This window comes from Lysinibacillus alkalisoli, assembly GCF_014643595.1.
In the GTDB taxonomy this organism is placed as follows: domain Bacteria; phylum Bacillota; class Bacilli; order Bacillales_A; family Planococcaceae; genus Metalysinibacillus; species Metalysinibacillus alkalisoli.
The window spans coordinates 34,716-52,940 of sequence record NZ_BMJT01000007.1; the positions used below are offsets into that span (position 1 = coordinate 34,716).

Here is an 18,225-nt window from a genome sequence, read left to right on the forward strand (position 1 = left end):
GGCCAGAAAACAGCACACCGACTGTAGTCGGTGTGCTGTTTTTTTGCTATTTTAGGTTTATTATAAATAAGGATACATTGTTCATAATTGCTTATTGTAATATGATATTACCTTGTCTTGTAACATGTACCTCAATTGTGCCTTGTTGCGCTGTGTTAAGTATATGATGCCCCTCAAAGCGAGCTAACACTTCTGGATGAGGGTGCCCGTATCGATTATTGCGCCCAGCACTAAAAATGGTGAGCTTGGGGTTAGTATGTGCAATAAAAGCAGCCGTACTTGATGTCTTACTGCCATGATGTCCCGCTTTTAAAATGGAGAGATTTTGCAATTGTGCATCTTGTAGTAATGACTCTTCACCTTCTGCTTCTAAGTCTCCTGTAAAGAGAGCTGTAAACTGCTGAGAATGTAAATATACTACTAGTGAATCATTATTCTTTCCTTCATTCGCTATTGTAGGGGACACGTAATAAAGAGAATAATCGCCTGTTCTGAGCACATCTCCCCTACGCTTCACATAAAACGGGATTTGTTGTTTTTTAACTTCTGCCACTACATCTGCCATGACGGGCTTAGCTGTGCCACCTGTAACGTGCACTTCTTTCACCTTCACTTCTTGCATAATTTCTTCAGCCCCTTCTACATGGTCAGCATCGGGATGTGTAAGGATCAATGTATCGATTTTTGTAATGCCCTTACCCTTTAATAAGGGGACAACAATTTGTCTACCCACTTCAAAAGGTTGTTTGCGTTCTCGCCACGCCTCATTACCAAACCGAAGTACACCTCCACTATCAATTACATATACACCTTGTCGATAAGGTAATTCAATTAAAGTACTATCACCTTGTCCTACATCAATATAGGAAATTTTGAGTCGACTATCCCAGTAAGGAGAAAGTTGAATTATCAGAATGGTTATTATAAATGGAAAGTATAAGCGAGGACGTTTTGTCTCTAAGGCAATGAAACTTAACATGATTGTAATTAACAATAATAAAGACTGCCAAATCGGAAGTTGACCAGGTTGCCATAGTTGAAAAGGTACATCTTTTAGCCATAAAATAATAGTCGTTAGTAAATCTCTAAAAGGCGCATATAGCCATAACAACCATGTGTGAAGTGAAAAATAACTTGTGAATAATAATAGAAGGTTAATAGGTAACACGACCCATGCAAAAAGAGGGACAAATAGGATATTTGTGAAAAAGGAAGATAGAGAGACTTCATAAAAATGATGGATTAATAAAGGGCTTACCATCATTTGTGTGACAATAGTAATATAGATGGCTGGAAAACGAACATGCCTGAGGATTTTTTGCGAATAAAGTATACTGAACGTGGCTAAATAGGAAAGTTGAAAACCAATTTGAAAAATACTGCGAGGAAATACCATAACAAAACAAATAAACGTAAGGGCTAAAGCATTTTCCACACGTAAGCGTCGCTTCATAAGGGCTGAGAGTATGACTAAACAACTAACCATTACAGCACGCCATACAGATGGCGCTCCTCCAGCCAGTATTGCATAACAAGGGAGTATGATCAGTAGTAGGATAGAGGCCCACTCTCGCCTTACACCAAGACGAATAAGAACCATATAAAATAAATAACTCAACAGCCCCACATGCAAACCAGAGATTGCAAAAAGATGTGTAATACCTAACACTTGGTAAGCTCGCGTCATTGTATCATCCACACCATCACGCATGCCAATAAGTAAGGCCTTTGCCTCTGCTTGCAAACGTTGAGGAAACACCGCTTCGATATGTTGTTGAATCGCAAATCGGCGTTGAGCTAACCACACTTGCCATGAAGAATGTTGTTTTACATATTGCCAAGTCGTTACCTCAAAAAAACCACTTGCTTTATTTTGCCATAAATAATTTGGCATAGAAAAACTATACTGATGAGCAGCAGGCGGTATCTCTTGAATAGTGCCTGTAACGATAAACTGCTTGCCCGCTAATGATTGTGAGGTAAATTGATTTTTTTCGTCCTCACTTTGAAACTGATAACTCACATACCACTTGGCATGGTTTTCATCCCACATAAATCCTTTTAAACGGTCACCATCAATTTTATAATGATGGCTAATCGTTAATTGTTGAGGTGGCACTTGTTGCAATGGCGCCTCATAAGTAAAATAGATCGTTAGTATGAGGGAGAGACCAATATAATATACTATTGGTCTCCTTTTATAATAAAGCCATACTAATACACCAATTTGAATTACACTTGCGTACATCGTCCACTGCCATAAAGCAGCACTTCCTACAATGATAGCAATTTCGATTAATAAAAAGTCACCTTGTTGTCGCTTGCCCAAATAATTTCAACACCTGTTCTTCATGTACTGCAATTTTTTCGGGCGCTACATCTGCATCACGTAAGTCTTGTAACATGTTCATGTAGAGTTTTATTTTTTCGTCCATTAAAAAGTCAATTTTACACTCTTCAAAAGGCACATGTACAACCTCTACACCTGCCTTATGTAAAAGCTCCATCGCATATGTATTATTTTTATAATCTGTGGCATAATACACACGAGCTACACCTGCTTGAATAATGGATTTTGTACATGGTAAACAAGGAAAATGTGTCACATATAAATCTGCGCCACTTGTCGATGTACCATACTTTGCACATTGTAATAAGGCATTCATTTCTGCATGGATTGTGCGTACACAGTGATTATCCACTACATAACATCCATGGTCAATACAATGCTCATCACCCGCTATTGAGCCATTATAACCTCCTGCAATAATGCGTTTTTCTCGGACAATAGTTGCACCAACGGCTAAACGCGTGCATGTACTACGTAATGCTAGGAGATGACTTTGCGCCATAAAAAATTGGTCCCATGTTATTCGCTCCATAACATAACCTCCTTATCTCTCTTTATTTTACTGTAATATATTCACTTAACTTGTCAAATGTTTTTTCGCCAATACCACTCACATTTTTAATATCTTCAATCGTTTGATAAGCACCTTGTTGTTCACGATAACTAATAATAGCCTTTGCCTTAGCTGGACCAACACCAGGAATCGTGGTTAGTGCGGCTTCATCTGCTGTATTAATATTTACCTGTGGTGTTGTGGCTTCTTGAGTAGAAGGGAAAGATGGCATGGATAGATCCATTGCTTCTTCACCAATTTGCGGCACATAGATTATCATTTCATCTTGTAGTCGCTTTGCAGCATTAATTTGTTTTGTATCTGCCGCCTCTGTATAGCCACCTGCTTGTGCAATCGCATCAATGACACGCTGCTCGGTTGTAAAGGGGTAGACACCTGGCTGAGCTACTGCTCCTTTCACATCTACAATTACTGTCTCAGGTTGTGGGGGGTCTTGTTCTAATTCGGCTGTTTGTTGTGTTGTTTCAACGGGATTGTCGAGTAAGAATGGATCGTTCGTAGGTGGTGGATCGCTGCTTTCTGTAGTGGAAAAATAATAAATAATAATAGCGAGCAGTAAAGCTCCTAATGCCATTACATATCTGCCATATTTATGCCATATCTGCATGAAAATAAGAAACACCCTTTCCAAGTAGAAGGCATGCTATGGAGATAAACTCACTATAACGTATTCGCCTCTATTTGAAAAGAGTGTACTATGGTTATTTTACAGCACGTATAAAAATACGTTCTGTCTTTTCATCAGGTAAATCAAAGGTAAAATCAGCTGTGACATCAACTGTAGTGAACCCCACTTCATGCAACCATTCTACATACTGTTCTGGTTCATAAGTACGTTGATAATGGGTTTCGTCAAAACGCTTGTATACGTGGTCTTGCGCCACAAAAAACGTCATATCATGAATGATACTATGTGGTGCATCCCCTTCTTCCGTATGCCAGAGATATGTGATATCACCATCATCATACGTAAAAGGTGACGCTAAAAACAACTGCATCTTGGTTAAACTATGCACATCGAAAAAGAGTTGCCCGCCCACTTTTAAGCTCTCATAGACACGTAGAAAAGTCGATTTAACTTCTTCTACGGTTTGTAAATAATTTAATGAGTCTAAAATAATCGTAACAACATCTACATCATGGAATCCTTCTAGCTCAGCCATAGATTGACAAACAAGTGGTATATTAGGGACACGTTCTCTAGCTAACATGAGCATATCCTCGGATAAATCAACGCCTGCTACGTCATAGCTTGCTTGTTGAAAGTGTTGTAACATAATGCCTGTACCACACCCCACATCTACTAGTTTAGGATGTGTAGCAACAGGTGCAAATTGCATCACCCAATTCGCGTATAAATCATACGGTATATCCGCTTGCAATTTGTCATATACATATGCAAATTGCTCATAACTCGCCATTATGCTTCATGCACCTCAAGTTGTGGTGCATCTCCCCATAGACGCTCTAAATTATAATAACCGCGCTCATCTTTATGGAATACGTGTACAACAACGTCTCCTAAGTCGACTAATACCCAACGTGCACCATCAAAACCTTCCACACGACGAATTTCATAGCCTGCTTCGGCTGCTTGGTCTTGTATTTCACGTGCAATAGCTTGTACTTGGCGATCTGAGTTACCATGGCAAATAATAAAGTGGTCAGCTAATAAAGAAATCCCTTCCATATTTAATACCACAATATCTTCACCATGTTTATCATCTACTGCTTTATAAGCGATTTGTAATAATGTCATTATTATGCATTCTCTCCATTCATTAAGTCGTTATAACATGCTAGTGATAACGGAAATATCGGTTGTTTTGTATCAATTAAAAATTGCAAAGAGTGACGAATACAAGCACTCATTGCCTTATTTAAATCTTTTTCGGCTTTTTTACGCAGGCGTTCTACACCTTCGAATTTACGTGATGGTTCAATCATATCTGCAATAAATATAATTTTTTCTAATGGGCTCATTCCTGCTCTACCTGTCGTGTGATAGTGAATCGCATGTAAAATATCTTTGTCTTTAATCCCAAATTCTTTTTCAGCATACAAAGCACCGATTGGCCCATGCAATAATTCACTTCCCCAACCTAATACACGGTAATCTAATTGATATTCACGAATTAGCTTTTCCATCTTAGCTTCATCTTCATATTTTGCAATATCATGCAGAATAGCTGCTGTCTCTGCTCTTTTTACATCTTCACCAAAACGTTCAGCTAATATTACTGCTGTTTTCATAACACCTAGTGTATGTTGATAACGCTTTTCTGGCATACGTGTTTTAATCGCGCTTAGTAATTGACTCTGCTCCATATAAACCTTCCTTTCGAACATAGGTTGCAATCTCATCAGGCACTAAAAATTGTACGGTCTTTTGTTGTGCAAATCGTTGGCGTAACAGAGTAGATGAAATATCAAACGCTGGTGCATCCAACATTATGACATCATAAGTGGTATGAGCTTCTACTTTGGGGCGTGATATGCCTACAAATGTTACAAGATTGAGTAAATCATCGATGCGATGCCACGTGTGCAGTGAAGCTATCATATCGCCACCTATAATAAAATAAAATTGAGTTTGTGGTTCGCGTTGAACTAATTGCTCCATTGTCTCAACGGTATACGAAATACCACCTCGTTCTATTTCAAAACGTTCAATCGTAAATAATTCATACGGTGCTAATGCCAAGTCTAACATTATTAGTCTCGCTTCATCTGAGATGGTAGTGGCTTGTTTATGTGGAGGAACACTGTTAGGCATAAATCGAACCTCATCTAATTGCAATGCATGTAAAGCCTCGTTTGCCATCATGAGATGTCCAAAGTGTAGAGGATTAAATGTACCGCCTAAAATACCGATTTTTTTCATTTATTTGCTTGACTTAGGCAAAATGATTTTTTTATTTTTGCGAGACTCTTTATACAATACAACAGTTAAACCAATCAATTGGACTAACTCTGCATATGTGCCTTCTGCTAAAGCTTCTGCCACTTCATTTTTTTCAAACTCACAATTATCTAAAATGCGGACTTTTATTAGTTCGCGAGCTTCAAGCGCTTCTTCAATTTGAGTAAGCATAGCCTCATTCACGCCACCTTTACCTACTTGGAAAATAGGTGTTAAATGATGGGCTTCTGCTCGTAAATAACGTTTTTGTTTTCCTGTTAACATAAAATATTAATATCCTCCTAATTACCACTTATGGTGGCAATCATTAAATTTGTATCAGGTTGTTGCTGCAACCAATGTTCAAAAGCAATAGCCCCCTGATGGACAAACATGCCTACACCAGTAACGATTGTTGCTTCTTTGTGCTTTGCCTCTGCTAAGAACGGCGTAATAAGTGGATTATACACAATATCAGCTACTACTGTACCTCTTTGTAAATGAGTTAATGCAAAGGGAAGTGCAAAGTTCTGATTGAGACCTGCTGATGTTACTTGAATAACAATGTTATAATTGGCTAAGTCAAGCTCAGCTTGTTGCAATGAAATTGCTGTGCCCATATTGAGTTCTTGAACGAGCGCCTCTGCACGTGCCACTGTACGATTACAAATCGTAATATGATCGTAACCTGCTTGTTGCATAGCAAAAGCAATGCCTCTAGCTGCGCCACCAGCACCGATTAATAAGACAGCATCTTTACGGTGAGTAGTACCGATTTGCGCTTCTAATGAACGCACAAAACCTACGCCGTCTGTATTATACCCTTTGAAGCGACCGTCGGCTAGACGCACTACTGTATTTACAGCTCCCATTCTTTGCGCCATAGGGTCAAGCTCATCAAGTAAAGGTAAAATGGCTTCTTTATGTGGGATTGTCACATTAAAGCCGCTTGCACCTAGCAGTCGCAAGCTCTCAACGGCTCTTGATAAGTCTTGTGCTTGTACGTGAATGGGAATATACGTCGCATTTATATTTAATTCAGCAAACCAAGTGTTGTGCATCTGAGGTGATTTTGAATGAGCAATGGGGTCGCCTATAACTGCAAACCACTTTTTCATACCTTCACTCCTTAAATCAATGATGGGCGAATAAATACTTCGACACCTTTAGGCGCATACGCTGCAATAATGACATTAGCATCTTGCGCTGTAATCCACCCTAATCCCGAAATTACGATGTCTGTCTTTGGCTCTTTAATCGTAAATTCATGTCGCACTAAATCGGGTAATTGGTCAATATACTTTTCAGATGGTGGCGTTAACAGTTTACCTTTATGATTGGCATACAATTCATCTGCCTTCTCTAGTTTAGTGCGATGTATTGGCAAGTCATTTGTTACATAAACCGTGAAAGCGGAACGCTCCCCTTGAATAAAATCAAAACGTGCTAAAGCCCCCATATACAAGGTCTGCCCTGGATTTTGCTGAAACACCTTAGGTTTGATTTCTTTTTTAGGCATAATATATTTTAATTCACTAGCATCTAAATAATGTGCCATTTGATGATGATTAATAATACCCGGTGTATCAAACATTGCGCTGCCATCATCTAATGGAATATCAATCATATCTAATGTTGTGCCTGGGAAATGTGAAGTAGTAATTACTTCACCCTCTCCTGTTGCTTGTTTAATAATACGATTAATGAATGTTGATTTCCCTACATTAGTACACCCTACAACATAGACATTTTGTTTTTTACGATAACGTTCAATCGCAGTCATCGCCTCATCCATGCCTCTGCCACTATGTGCGCTAACTAACAATACATCAACAGGCTTCAAACCTAATGCTGCAGCTTCTCGTTTGAGCCAATGAATCACTTTGCCTGGTTTAATAGATTTAGGCAATAAATCAACTTTGTTAGCAATTAACAATACAGGATTATTCCCTACAAAACGATGCAAACCTGGTAGCCAGCTCCCATTAAAATCAAAAATATCAACGATTTTAACGATTAAGCCATCTTGTGTACCTAAACCGTTTAAGATGCGTAAAAAATCATCATCCGTTAGCGATACGGGCTGAATTTCATTATAATTTTTTAAGCGGAAGCAGCGTTGACAAATCACTGTTTCTTTCGTTAAGGAAGATGGTGGTGCATAACCTACCTCTCCTTTATTTGCTGTTTGAATAACGGCTCCGCAGCCAATACAAGTTGGCATTTCACTCATAAATGATCCTCCCATGTTGTCTTTCCTTTTCTTTTTAAATCACTAAAAATACGACGCTCCACAAAGCGATTAAATTTCGTCACTAAACCGTCAGATTGTGCAACAGGACGCACTAAAATGGTATACATTTTCATGCGATTGCCTCCCATGACATCCGTTAATAATTGGTCACCTACCATTGCTGTTTCTTGTGGGCGCAAACCTAATTGAATCATAGCCGCATAAAAACCTCGACCGAGCGGTTTTTTTGCACGATGCACATAAGGTATGCCTAATGGCTTAGCGAAATGTTTCACTCGCTTTTCATTATTATTAGAGGCAATAATAATCCGTATACCCGCATCTTTCATCATCAAAAACCATGCTGCTAACTCTTCTGTAGCATCGGCTCTGTCCCATTCAATTAACGTATTATCTAAGTCTGTCACAACACCTTTTAAACCTTTTTCACGCAAAAATTCTGGTGTGATTTGAAAAATGTCTGTCACAAATTGTTTTGGTAATAAAAAATTATACAACGATTTCCCCTCACTCTATCGTATTGTCGCCACTCATTATAACATAGTCGCAAAGGCTTCACCCATCTTAATCTTTGCAGACGGGACAACATTTTCTGTGAACTGTATTTCTGCTTTTTTGAATAACATAATAACAGTTGAACCAAAAGAAAAATATCCCACTTCTTCTCCTTTATGCCATGTATCTGTTGTATTTGTTAACACTATTGAATTAACAAATGTAGCACCAACTTTAATAAATTCACATGTTATGTTATCATTTTTAAGTTGTGTAATCATTCGATAATTGTGAGACAAAGGCTTTTTACCATAGGTAAGACCTACTTGATTGACAGGATATGAACCATTACCTAACACATATTGTCTCATTACTTTTGCATCCACCGGGCTGTGCATCCTATGGTAATCAGCTGGACTTAAATAAAATACAATGTACTGCCCGTCTTGGTAGTCATCTGCACGCTTTTGCTGCCCTAATAAATCGACTAATTGATAAGGCTTGCCCTTTACAATAAACGTTTGGTTAGGTGTAATATCACCAAAAGCTTCTATTTTAGCATCGACTGGACTCACTAATACATTATGTGTATTAGCAATAGGGCGCGCTTCTCGTTTTAACTCTCGAATAAAAAAATCATGTAAACTTGAAAATTGTTGGCGATTTTTTGAAACTTCTTGTAAGTTAATATCGTAAACTTTAGTATAACCATTTATTAAATATTGGCTGACCTTACTTTGCGCAAATGCCCGTAATACTTGTGATGTTGATTTACCGTTTGTTAGTTCAATGAGTTTTTGATAAATTTGTTCTTTCATGTTTTTAACTCCCTTTTCTTATGATTACTACTATCTTAAATACTCATTTAGCAGTATAATGAAAAAATATCCTACGTGTAAAGGAGGGATACCCGTTGTATCTTTCACATATGGTGGATAACACTATTAAAAAATTCAAAGCACATATTGCCAATTTCATTACACTTTGTAATTTATCATTTGGTGGAGCAGCTATTATGGCTACTTTAAATGAACATTTTAGTTTCGCGGTATTATTTATTTTTATTGCAGCTTTACTGGATCGTTATGATGGCAAAGTCGCTCGTAAATTAAATCAACAATCGGAGCTTGGTAAACAATTAGATTCGATGAGTGATATTATATCGTTCGGTGTAGCACCCGCTCTTCTTATGTATGAGTATGCACTCTCTTATGCTGGTGCTGCAGGTATGATTGTCACAATTTTATATATTACTTGTGGCGCACTGCGCTTAGCTCGCTTTAACGTTTCTGATACAAATGGTTATTTTGTTGGCTTACCTATTACTGCAGCTGGTACTATTTTAACACTTAGTTATTTTGCAGGCCCTTATGTAGCCGCAGGTTTCTATGTACCACTCGTATTAATTTTATCTGTAATGATGATTAGTACATTCACACTAAAAAAAGTATAACGATTATAGAAAAGGTTGTCTAAGCATCATTATGCTCAGACAACCTTTTTTATTAGATACGCGTAATCGCTTCTAATACCACTTGTGTTGAATGTTTTGCTGCAATTGGTAAAAACTCTTCAAATGTTACGTCAGAAGCTTTGCCTGCAATATCTGATAAGGCACGAATGACAACAAAAGGCACATTAAACTGATAGCAAACTTGGGCAACAGCCGCCGCTTCCATTTCTACCGCTTTTAATGTAGGAAAATGACTTCTTACCTCTTCTACTCGTTTCGGATCATACATAAAAGAGTCGCCTGAACCAATTAACCCCATAGCACTTGTATGCTCACCAACAGCTGCCACTGCTTGCTCTGCAATTTGGCAAAGCTTAGCGTCTGCTTTATATGTAGCAGGCATTTGAGGCACTTGTCCCATCAAATAACCAAATACAGTAGCATCCACATCATGATGCACAACCTCATCTGAAATCACAACAGAACCTACGTCTAACTGCGCGTCATAGCCACCTGCTGAACCTGTATTTATAACAACGTCAGGCGAAAAATGATGCAATAATATTGTTGTTGCCATTGCAGCATTTACTTTACCAATACCACTTTTAAGTAAAACAACTTCCTTTCCTTCATATGTACCTGTAGTGTATTCGCTATTTGCAATAGTTATTACTTCACGATTTCCTAAACTCTCACGTAATGCCATCACTTCTTCTTCCATAGCACCAATCACTGCGATTCTCATGTAACTTCCTCCTTAGTATGCACCTTCTGTAGTGTACAACTTCTCCATTTTAACAGGTAACCAACCTTCATTGTCTACCCATTCCATACTTATGCGATATTTTTCCACACCATCTAGTGATGTTACGACACCTATCGCATTTTGCGCACCACCATTATTACCAACACGCAATACAATCATGTTATCCACATCTAAACCTGATGTGCGACTTAATGTTTCGATTTTTTCTTCCCAGTCTAATGTACCTTTTTGATACATGGAAACATGTGGACCAACTTGAGCTGTTTTTGTAGGTTTCCAGTTTTTATCGACAATAACTTCTTCCACAATAGGGTCGTCGCTCTTTGTAACTTCAGTCTTACGATCCGTTTCGCCTTCTGTAGATACGGATGCATCTTCTTTTGATACATCTTGCTTTTCTTCCGTTGGCTTTTCCTCTGTTGCCTTTTCTTCTTGTAGCTTTTTATCTTCTTCTACTTTCTTTTCATGCACTTTTGATTCTCGCGCTAATTCATCTGCTTGTGTATTTTTTATGATAATTGTTGCGGTACTTGCGATTAATAACATCATAAAGATAATTAAATAGTTCAGTAGTTTATCTGCTTTTTGTTTACGTTCAGGACTTTGCATTTTATGTTTTCGAGATTTCTCTTCCACTTTAGCACCTCATTTCAAGCACTATTTTACCACCTTATGCTTTTATCTGCATAATAAATCATCTCTTTATTTCGTGACTAAATAAAAAACTTGTTAAAGGCAAATGAATCGTAATAATTGCCTTTAACAAGCCTCTGTTTTATTTAATATTTAAAATGCGTACATCCATCTCGCCGCCTGGTGTTTGTACTTTAACGGTTGCACCAATTTTATTGCCTAGTAAGCTTTTAGCGATTGGAGAGTCATTAGAGATAAGGCCTTCTAATGGGTCTGCCTCGGCTGAACCTACAATTGTGTAAGTTTCTTCAAAGTCTGAATCTTTCCCATTTACAATCTCAACAAATGTAACCGTTTTCCCGAGTGATACTGTGCCATTGTCGGCTTCATCTTCATTTATGATGACAGCATTGCGAATCATAGATTCAAGCGTTGAAATACGCCCTTCAACGAATGCTTGGTCTTCTTTTGCAGAGTCATACTCCGAGTTTTCAGATAAGTCGCCAAAACTGCGTGCTACTTTAATACGCTCAACGACTTCTTTTCTTTTTTCAGTAATTAAGTACTCTAATTCTTCTTCTAATTTGCGTTTACCTGCTTCGGTCATTGGATATGTTTTTTCGTTTGACAAGGTAATTCCACTCCTTTATATACACTCACTTAAAAATTGGGCATGTACACAAAAAGATAAAACTCGACTAGCAACAACTACATTTCGTTGTCACTAATCGAATTTTATATCCTGTCATGCTTCCAATATTTGCATTAGCATAATACAGACTTTGTATTTTGTCAATCGCTATTATGCAAAAGTAATTTGTCAAAGAGACAAGTTGAAAGTATAAACGTATTTTATTACTATTTCAACAATAGTATCTTAAAATTATGCCCCTTTATAATACCTGTTTTATTGGGATAATACCATCTTAATTTTTGTAATTAATAAATCAATAGCGACGGTATTCTCGCCACCTTCAGGAATAATAAGGTCGGCAAAACGTTTTGTTGGTTCAATAAAATGATTGTGACTTGGGCGCACAGCTGTTAAATACTGTGTAATTACAGAATCTGTTGTCCTACCACGCTCTGTAATATCTCGTAAAATGCGACGAATAATACGCAAGTCCGCGTCCGTATCTACAAAAATCTTAATATCCATCAAATTACGCAATGCTTCGTCTTCTAGTACTAAAATGCCTTCCACGATGATCACGTCTGCGGGTTCGATATGTTCCACTTCTGTTGATCTTGTGTGTGCGACATAATCATATATTGGTTTATCAATGCTCTCGCGGTTAAGTAGGTGTTGAATGTCCTCCACTAAACGTACATTGTCAAATGCATTAGGGTGGTCATAATTTGTATTAAGACGCTCTTCAAACGTCATATGAGATTGGTCTTTATAGTAGTAATCTTGCTCAATAATTACAAGTGATTGATTATGAAATACCTCTTTAATGGCTTGTGTTACACTTGTCTTACCTGAGCAAGAACCTCCTGCAATGCCGATGACGACAGGCTTTGTCATCAGTCATTCTCCTTTCTCATCATGTTCTCAGGATAGAGTTTATATGGACATTTGAACGTCACAATCTGTAAAGGATGACGTGCAGCATCTAAGACATTCCCGTCTTCATCCTTAACTTCATCAATTGTAATGCGGAAATTTTCAATTTCTGGGCCAAAAAACTCCACCTCGTCACCTGGTTTAAAATAGTTGCGTTGTTGTAGTGTGACAATTTGTGTTTCCTCATCATAAGCTAAGACACGACCAACAAATTCATATTTGGTTTTACGACCATGTTCGCCAAACATTTGTTCTTCATGCCCTGGTGCATCATGGAAGAAAGCCTCTGCTGTATCACGATTCGCACATTTATCTAGCTCTTCTAGCCATTCACGCTTAATTTTAAAGTTTTCTGGGTCTGCGCAATACGCATCAATCACTTTGCGATACACAGATACTACTGTAGCTACATAGTGAATCGACTTCATACGACCTTCAATTTTCAAGGAGTCGATCCCAAGCTCTATCATATGTGGAATAGCTTCCACCAATTTTAAATCTTTAGGGCTCATAGCGAATGGCTCATGATTAGCCTCATACAGGGCTTTTTCCTCGCCATCTTCTAATTCATATAAATCATAATCCCAACGGCAAGATTGGCAGCACCCTCCGCGATTAGAGTCACGTGCTGTCATATGATTAGATAGTACACAGCGTCCTGAATACGCAATACACATTGCACCGTGAATAAAGGCTTCAATTTCAATATCAACCTTCTCTTTCATAAGGCGCATCTCTTCCCCACCGACTTCACGTGCTAATACAACACGGTGTAAGCCTTCATCTTTCCAATACTTAACCGCTTTCCAGTTCGATAGCGATTGTTGTGTTGAAAGATGGATCTCGAGCTTTGGTGCATATGTGCGGCATGTTTCAATAATTAATGGGTCTGCCACAATAATACCTGTTACACCTGCTGACTCAATATCTTGTAAATATTCTTTTAAACCATCCATGTTTTCATTATGTGCAAAAATATTTGTTGTTACATAAATTTTAGCATGATATGGATTAGCAAATGCCACTGCTTCACGCATTTCATCAATGGAAAAGTTGCCTGCATTCGAACGCAGACCAAATTCCTGTCCACCAATGAATACCGCATCTGCCCCGTAATGTACGGCTACCTTTAACTTCTCTAGACTACCTGCTGGTGCAAGCAATTCAGGCTTCTTTGTGATGATTCGCTTACCGTTCACCACTTCGCGAATTTTTTCGTTTTCTAGTAATGCTAACGCCACTTTAGCTTACCCCCTCTTAATAAACTGTTTCTTTAAAGATAAATCCTGTATCTAATGGACGATGGTCTGGCTGAATTTCTTCAACTGCCGCTTGCAACTCATCGCGTATTGCATCGTATGCCTCTGCACCCTCATCAAAAAATGTATCAATAGCTTTACGATACAATGCCGTTACTTTGGTAACATATGTTGTAGTTTGCAATACACCCTCGATTTTAAAAGCATCAATACCGGCTTCAAATAATTCATCTAACTCATCAATAATGCACATATCGTTAGGACTGAAAATATGTGTGCCATTTACATCTTCATAAATTGGGTATTTATTACTGCGTTCATCATCATGTAAAAACATATTGCGATTATCTTTACGATTCTCAATCGCCATTACCTTATCTTGATATAAGAAGTAATGTCCTAATAAAGGGCGCTTAGATTGGAACATACATGTCATACCATGGACTTGAACCTCCACAGCTACTTCTGCATTTTCCTTAATTTCTACGACTTCATCCATTGATAACTCACGTGCTAATACAGCGCGATTGGCCCCACGCTCTCCCCAATAATTAGCTGTAAACCAATTGGTTGCTGTTGTTTCTGGATTCCAATGTAGTGGTATAGTAATCCCTTGTTCTCTACAAGCCATAATTACGGCGGGGTCGCCAAATACGAAAGCATCGACTTGTAATTTTGCCACCTCTGCAATGTAGGCATCTAATGCCTCAATACGATCATTATGAAAAATCGCATTCACTGCGACATAAATCTTTTTACCAGCAGCATGTACTAATGCTACTGCCTCTTTTACGTCTTGCAATGTAAATTCACCTGCTAAACGCAAACCAAACTGTTGTTCACCTACAATAAAAGCATCCGCTCCTGCTTCCAGTAAAGCTGGAATATGGGCTAATGATTGCGGTGTTACGAGTAATTCTGGTTTATTCAACATTGTCACCTCTTCAAACATAATAATAAACCATCACCAACTGGTAAAAAAGCACTCGTGTAATGCGGGTGCTGCATAATCCAATCTGTGAAGTTTTTTAAATTGCGTATCATCGTTCTTTTACGTCGTGGTACTTCTTGTAATGCTAAATCTGATAAACCATGCATATACATATTATCAATATAAATGACGCCACCACTTGGCACATATCTCTCGTACTTTTCAAAAAAGCGTTGATACTGTCCCTTAGCTGCGTCAATAAATATCGCATCAAACATTGTGCCATATGGCTCCACATTTACCTCTAATGCATCACCTTCAAGTAAAGTAATACGGTCATGGACTGCGGAGCGCGCTAAAAATGTTTGGGCTAGCGCTACTCTTTCTGCGTCACGTTCAATGGTTACAATATGTGTTTTAGGCAATGCTTCTGCCATACGTAAGGCAGAATACCCTATAGCCGAGCCAATCTCCAAAATATGAGTTGGCTGTTGAATACGCAATAATTGATTAAGCGCATCAATCGCAGCTAATTGCATGATAGGTACGTGATTTGCCTCAGCAAATTGTTCCATCTCCACGAATAATTCATTTCGTGGTTGGACAAAAGAATTGATATACGCATCCGATACTTCCATCTAGGACACCTCATTATCAAAAAACAGCGAGCAGACACTCGCTGGCTAAAATTTTAAGATATTTTTTAATAAAAATCACTGTTTATAGTACCATGAAAGGAGAAGGCACACAAGTTGTGAAACCTTCTCCTTTCGCATTTATCATTTCGTTTTAATATATTTTTTCTCATTTTCTTGATGTTCTTCATACGTTTTCGCAAAGTGATTAATGCCATTTTCATCTGCTAAGAAATATAAATACTCTGTTGTTGTTGGATTTAGTGCAGCTTGAATTGACACATCACCTGGCGCAGCGATTGGCCCTGGCGGTAAACCTTTATTTTGATACGTATTGTACGGATTATCCACTTCTAAATCTTTATACAATACTACATCTTTATGCTCACCTAATGCATATAAAACTGTAGGGTCTGTTTGCAATGGCATATCTTCTTTAATGCGGTTGTAAAAGACACTAGCAATTGTTTCGCGGTCTGTTTGTGCTGTTGCTTCTCGCTCTAATAAAGAAGCAAACGTTATTAGCTCATGGACAGTCATCTCACGCTCCTGCATAAGTCCTTTATATTGCATAACTGTTTTATTCATAGTATCTAACATTAGTTTTACGATGCTTTCTAATGACGGCTTTTCATCAAAGAGCGGGTAAGTAGCTGGATATAAATATCCCTCTAATTTATAACGAATATTTTCATTATTAATAGCATCTGTTAAAAGTTCTGGATACTGCGTTTGCATTTTTTGAATGAATGCATCACTTGTTACTAAACTCATAAATTGTTTTTCTGTATAGTCCGTATGTTTGGCAATAATGCTACCGATTTGGTCTAGTGTTAAACCTTCTGGAATGGTTATTGTAGATAATGGTTCGCGGTAAATTGTGCCTGTCTTTAAGCTTTCAATAATTTCGTCTAATGTCATGGATTTCGTTAAATCATATGTGCCTGCTTGAAAACTCGACTCGTTTTTAAATTTTGTATAATATTTAAAAATACGTGCACTTTTAATGACCCCTTTTTTCTCTAACTCTTTTGAAATAAGTGCTATGCCAGAGCCAATAGGTACTTCTACAGCAATTTTTTCTGTAGAATCGGGGTCTACAGGTTTTAAGGCACTCTTCACATATAAATAACCACCTACGCCAACGAGCAGTACGATGGCTAAAATCGCAAGTGTTACATAACCAACAATTTTACGCACGAAGTTCACCTCATCTTTTCTTGCGTTCATATTTTTATACATTTGTTGCTTTTTATTTTCGTCAATCACACTCTTGCCTCCTTACATTATTCAATCATACTAAAAATATGTAGTGTAAACAATTGTAATTATAAGACGCATAAGTCGCGTAAATTGTTCACAAAAAAATCACTTAAAAGGAAAATCCTTTTAAGTGATTAAAATGGTGCTTATTCTTCGTCAAATTCATCTTGTAATGTATTTAACACTTCTTCGATCATTTCCCACTCTTCTTCTGTTTCGATTGGCTCTAAATCGCCACCTTCGTCACCTTCTGTTGGTTGGAATGATGAAGCATGAATTTCGATGTTACCCTCTTCGTCCTCACTGCCTACTAAGTAGTAAAGTACGTAAGATTTGTTATGTTTTTCAGAGTCAAATGTGTAAAGCACTTCACATAAATGCTCATCGCCATTATCATCAATTACTGTAATATGTCGTTCGCCGTGTTCCATTAGGAAAGCACCTCTTCCTTTAATTTTTGCTATCTAGATAGCCTTGTAAAATCATTACTGCTGCCATCTTATCAATGACCTTTTTGCGTTTGTTGCGACTTACATCTGCTTCAATTAATACACGTTCGGCAGCCATAGTGGATAAACGCTCATCCCATAATACCACAGGTAAACCAAAAGTTTCTTCTAAAAGTGCTTTATATGCCTGTGAAGCCTCACCGCGAGGCCCAACGGTATTATTCATGTTTTTAGGAAACCCTACAACAAAGCTAGTTACATTATGTTGTTTTACAAGCTCCTTAATACGTGCTATGCCAAATTCGCCAATTGCTTCATTAATTTTAATGATTTCGACGCCTTGTGCTGTCCATCCGAGTGCATCGCTCACTGCAACGCCTACGGTTTTAGAGCCAACGTCTAAACCCATCACTCTCATTTTTTCGCCTCATTATGCTTAATATAAAATTTAACAAGTTCTTCTAGAATTTCATCGCGTTCTAGTTTTCTTATGACATTACGTGCATCCTGATGGCGAGGAATATACGCCGGATCACCAGATAGTAGATAACCCACTATTTGATTAATCGGATTGTACCCCTTTTCTTCTAATGAACTATGCACTTGTAACATCACTTGTTTGACTTCTTGTGCCATTGATTCATCTTGGAAATTAAATTTCATTGTTTGATCGTACTTATTCATCTCCAGCACC

General features: G+C 38.0%; 24 protein-coding genes. 1 reads left to right on the forward strand and 23 read right to left on the reverse strand.

Features of this window, described 5'->3' with window-relative positions; all coding sequences use genetic code 11:
- Positions 1-91: 91 nt before the first annotated feature.
- The 12 genes from IEW44_RS11000 to IEW44_RS11055 all read right to left on the reverse strand — a co-directional run bounded on the left by IEW44_RS11000 (position 92) and on the right by IEW44_RS11055 (position 9,393).
- Complete coding sequence (locus IEW44_RS11000; RefSeq protein WP_188615101.1) at positions 92-2,329, reverse strand: DNA internalization-related competence protein ComEC/Rec2; 2,238 nt, start codon at positions 2,327-2,329, stop codon at positions 92-94.
- Entirely contained in the window at positions 2,307-2,882 is a 576-nt protein-coding gene (locus IEW44_RS11005; RefSeq protein WP_188615102.1) for a ComE operon protein 2, read from the reverse strand. The genes IEW44_RS11000 and IEW44_RS11005 overlap by 23 nt, the downstream gene beginning before the upstream one ends.
- A gap of 22 nt (positions 2,883-2,904) precedes the next feature.
- Complete coding sequence (locus IEW44_RS11010; protein ID WP_188615103.1) at positions 2,905-3,531, reverse strand: helix-hairpin-helix domain-containing protein; 627 nt, start codon at positions 3,529-3,531, stop codon at positions 2,905-2,907.
- A gap of 94 nt (positions 3,532-3,625) precedes the next feature.
- Positions 3,626-4,345 carry a class I SAM-dependent DNA methyltransferase gene (locus IEW44_RS11015; RefSeq protein WP_188615104.1) on the reverse strand — a complete coding sequence of 240 codons (720 nt, stop codon included), beginning with the start codon at positions 4,343-4,345 and terminating at the stop codon, positions 3,626-3,628.
- On the reverse strand, positions 4,345-4,683 hold the full coding sequence (gene rsfS, locus IEW44_RS11020) for a ribosome silencing factor (RefSeq protein ID WP_188615105.1): 339 nt from the start codon (positions 4,681-4,683) through the stop codon (positions 4,345-4,347). The genes IEW44_RS11015 and rsfS overlap by 1 nt, the downstream gene beginning before the upstream one ends.
- A 2-nt stretch (positions 4,684-4,685) precedes the next feature.
- Positions 4,686-5,252: a bis(5'-nucleosyl)-tetraphosphatase (symmetrical) YqeK gene (gene yqeK, locus IEW44_RS11025; RefSeq protein ID WP_188615106.1), complete on the reverse strand. Its 567-nt coding sequence runs from the start codon at positions 5,250-5,252 to the stop codon at positions 4,686-4,688.
- Entirely contained in the window at positions 5,221-5,808 is a 588-nt protein-coding gene (locus IEW44_RS11030; RefSeq protein ID WP_188615107.1) for a nicotinate-nucleotide adenylyltransferase, read from the reverse strand. Before IEW44_RS11030 ends, yqeK begins: the two co-directional genes overlap by 32 nt.
- Complete coding sequence (yhbY, locus tag IEW44_RS11035; RefSeq protein ID WP_188615108.1) at positions 5,809-6,111, reverse strand: ribosome assembly RNA-binding protein YhbY; 303 nt, start codon at positions 6,109-6,111, stop codon at positions 5,809-5,811.
- A 17-nt stretch (positions 6,112-6,128) separates the two neighbouring features.
- Positions 6,129-6,944 carry a shikimate dehydrogenase gene (gene aroE / locus IEW44_RS11040; protein WP_188615109.1) on the reverse strand — a complete coding sequence of 272 codons (816 nt, stop codon included), beginning with the start codon at positions 6,942-6,944 and terminating at the stop codon, positions 6,129-6,131.
- Positions 6,945-6,955: 11 nt separating this feature from the next.
- Positions 6,956-8,059, reverse strand: coding sequence for a ribosome biogenesis GTPase YqeH (gene yqeH, locus IEW44_RS11045; RefSeq protein ID WP_188615110.1), 1,104 nt, complete (start codon positions 8,057-8,059; stop codon positions 6,956-6,958).
- Positions 8,056-8,577: a YqeG family HAD IIIA-type phosphatase gene (locus IEW44_RS11050; RefSeq protein WP_188615111.1), complete on the reverse strand. Its 522-nt coding sequence runs from the start codon at positions 8,575-8,577 to the stop codon at positions 8,056-8,058. The genes yqeH and IEW44_RS11050 overlap by 4 nt, the downstream gene beginning before the upstream one ends.
- Before the next feature lie 36 nt (positions 8,578-8,613).
- Positions 8,614-9,393 carry a phosphatidylserine decarboxylase gene (locus tag IEW44_RS11055; protein ID WP_188615112.1) on the reverse strand — a complete coding sequence of 260 codons (780 nt, stop codon included), beginning with the start codon at positions 9,391-9,393 and terminating at the stop codon, positions 8,614-8,616.
- A 95-nt stretch (positions 9,394-9,488) separates the two neighbouring features.
- On the opposite strand from IEW44_RS11055, the gene pssA reads away from it, so the two are divergent.
- A complete protein-coding gene (gene pssA / locus IEW44_RS11060; protein WP_188615113.1) occupies positions 9,489-10,028 on the forward strand; it encodes a CDP-diacylglycerol--serine O-phosphatidyltransferase in 540 nt (179 codons plus the stop codon).
- Positions 10,029-10,080: 52 nt separating this feature from the next.
- On the opposite strand, the gene mtnN is transcribed toward pssA, so the two are convergent.
- From mtnN to IEW44_RS11115, 11 genes are all read right to left on the reverse strand, one after another.
- Positions 10,081-10,773, reverse strand: a complete 693-nt coding sequence (gene mtnN / locus IEW44_RS11065; RefSeq protein ID WP_188615114.1) for a 5'-methylthioadenosine/S-adenosylhomocysteine nucleosidase — start codon at positions 10,771-10,773, stop codon at positions 10,081-10,083.
- Positions 10,774-10,785: 12 nt separating this feature from the next.
- Complete coding sequence (locus tag IEW44_RS11070) at positions 10,786-11,430, reverse strand: YrrS family protein (RefSeq protein WP_188615115.1); 645 nt, start codon at positions 11,428-11,430, stop codon at positions 10,786-10,788.
- A 139-nt stretch (positions 11,431-11,569) separates the two neighbouring features.
- On the reverse strand, positions 11,570-12,058 hold the full coding sequence (greA, locus tag IEW44_RS11075; RefSeq protein ID WP_188615116.1) for a transcription elongation factor GreA: 489 nt from the start codon (positions 12,056-12,058) through the stop codon (positions 11,570-11,572).
- Positions 12,059-12,334: 276 nt separating this feature from the next.
- Entirely contained in the window at positions 12,335-12,958 is a 624-nt protein-coding gene (gene udk / locus IEW44_RS11080) for a uridine kinase (RefSeq protein WP_188615258.1), read from the reverse strand.
- On the reverse strand, positions 12,955-14,235 hold the full coding sequence (locus IEW44_RS11085; protein ID WP_188615117.1) for a peptidase U32 family protein: 1,281 nt from the start codon (positions 14,233-14,235) through the stop codon (positions 12,955-12,957). The genes udk and IEW44_RS11085 overlap by 4 nt, the downstream gene beginning before the upstream one ends.
- Before the next feature lie 16 nt (positions 14,236-14,251).
- A complete protein-coding gene (locus tag IEW44_RS11090; RefSeq protein ID WP_188615118.1) occupies positions 14,252-15,184 on the reverse strand; it encodes a peptidase U32 family protein in 933 nt (310 codons plus the stop codon).
- 5 nt (positions 15,185-15,189) lie between these two features.
- Positions 15,190-15,822 carry an O-methyltransferase gene (locus tag IEW44_RS11095; RefSeq protein ID WP_188615119.1) on the reverse strand — a complete coding sequence of 211 codons (633 nt, stop codon included), beginning with the start codon at positions 15,820-15,822 and terminating at the stop codon, positions 15,190-15,192.
- A gap of 141 nt (positions 15,823-15,963) precedes the next feature.
- On the reverse strand, positions 15,964-17,088 hold the full coding sequence (mltG, locus tag IEW44_RS11100; protein WP_188615120.1) for an endolytic transglycosylase MltG: 1,125 nt from the start codon (positions 17,086-17,088) through the stop codon (positions 15,964-15,966).
- A gap of 140 nt (positions 17,089-17,228) precedes the next feature.
- Complete coding sequence (locus IEW44_RS11105) at positions 17,229-17,513, reverse strand: DUF1292 domain-containing protein (protein WP_188615121.1); 285 nt, start codon at positions 17,511-17,513, stop codon at positions 17,229-17,231.
- Between the two features lie 19 nt (positions 17,514-17,532).
- Complete coding sequence (gene ruvX / locus IEW44_RS11110) at positions 17,533-17,949, reverse strand: Holliday junction resolvase RuvX (RefSeq protein ID WP_188615122.1); 417 nt, start codon at positions 17,947-17,949, stop codon at positions 17,533-17,535.
- On the reverse strand, positions 17,946-18,215 hold the full coding sequence (locus IEW44_RS11115) for an IreB family regulatory phosphoprotein (protein ID WP_188615123.1): 270 nt from the start codon (positions 18,213-18,215) through the stop codon (positions 17,946-17,948). The genes ruvX and IEW44_RS11115 overlap by 4 nt, the downstream gene beginning before the upstream one ends.
- Positions 18,216-18,225: the final 10 nt, after the last annotated feature.

Excerpts from the sequence above, each read along its gene's own strand:
- IEW44_RS11010 (WP_188615103.1), bottom strand. The coding sequence starts at position 3,531 with ATGCAGATATGGCATAAATATGGCAGATATGTAATGGCATTAGGAGCT.
- IEW44_RS11005 (WP_188615102.1), bottom strand. The coding sequence starts at position 2,882 with ATGGAGCGAATAACATGGGACCAATTTTTTATGGCGCAAAGTCATCTC.
- yqeH (WP_188615110.1), bottom strand. The coding sequence starts at position 8,059 with ATGAGTGAAATGCCAACTTGTATTGGCTGCGGAGCCGTTATTCAAACA.
- ruvX (WP_188615122.1), bottom strand. The coding sequence starts at position 17,949 with ATGAGAGTGATGGGTTTAGACGTTGGCTCTAAAACCGTAGGCGTTGCA.
- IEW44_RS11055 (WP_188615112.1), bottom strand. The coding sequence starts at position 9,393 with ATGAAAGAACAAATTTATCAAAAACTCATTGAACTAACAAACGGTAAA.
- mtnN (WP_188615114.1), bottom strand. The coding sequence starts at position 10,773 with ATGAGAATCGCAGTGATTGGTGCTATGGAAGAAGAAGTGATGGCATTA.
- rsfS (WP_188615105.1), bottom strand. The coding sequence starts at position 4,683 with ATGACATTATTACAAATCGCTTATAAAGCAGTAGATGATAAACATGGT.
- yhbY (WP_188615108.1), bottom strand. The coding sequence starts at position 6,111 with ATGTTAACAGGAAAACAAAAACGTTATTTACGAGCAGAAGCCCATCAT.
- IEW44_RS11015 (WP_188615104.1), bottom strand. The coding sequence starts at position 4,345 with ATGGCGAGTTATGAGCAATTTGCATATGTATATGACAAATTGCAAGCG.
- IEW44_RS11030 (WP_188615107.1), bottom strand. The coding sequence starts at position 5,808 with ATGAAAAAAATCGGTATTTTAGGCGGTACATTTAATCCTCTACACTTT.
- IEW44_RS11115 (WP_188615123.1), bottom strand. The coding sequence starts at position 18,215 with ATGAATAAGTACGATCAAACAATGAAATTTAATTTCCAAGATGAATCA.
- aroE (WP_188615109.1), bottom strand. The coding sequence starts at position 6,944 with ATGAAAAAGTGGTTTGCAGTTATAGGCGACCCCATTGCTCATTCAAAA.
- IEW44_RS11095 (WP_188615119.1), bottom strand. The coding sequence starts at position 15,822 with ATGGAAGTATCGGATGCGTATATCAATTCTTTTGTCCAACCACGAAAT.
- yqeK (WP_188615106.1), bottom strand. The coding sequence starts at position 5,252 with ATGGAGCAGAGTCAATTACTAAGCGCGATTAAAACACGTATGCCAGAA.
- IEW44_RS11105 (WP_188615121.1), bottom strand. The coding sequence starts at position 17,513 with ATGGAACACGGCGAACGACATATTACAGTAATTGATGATAATGGCGAT.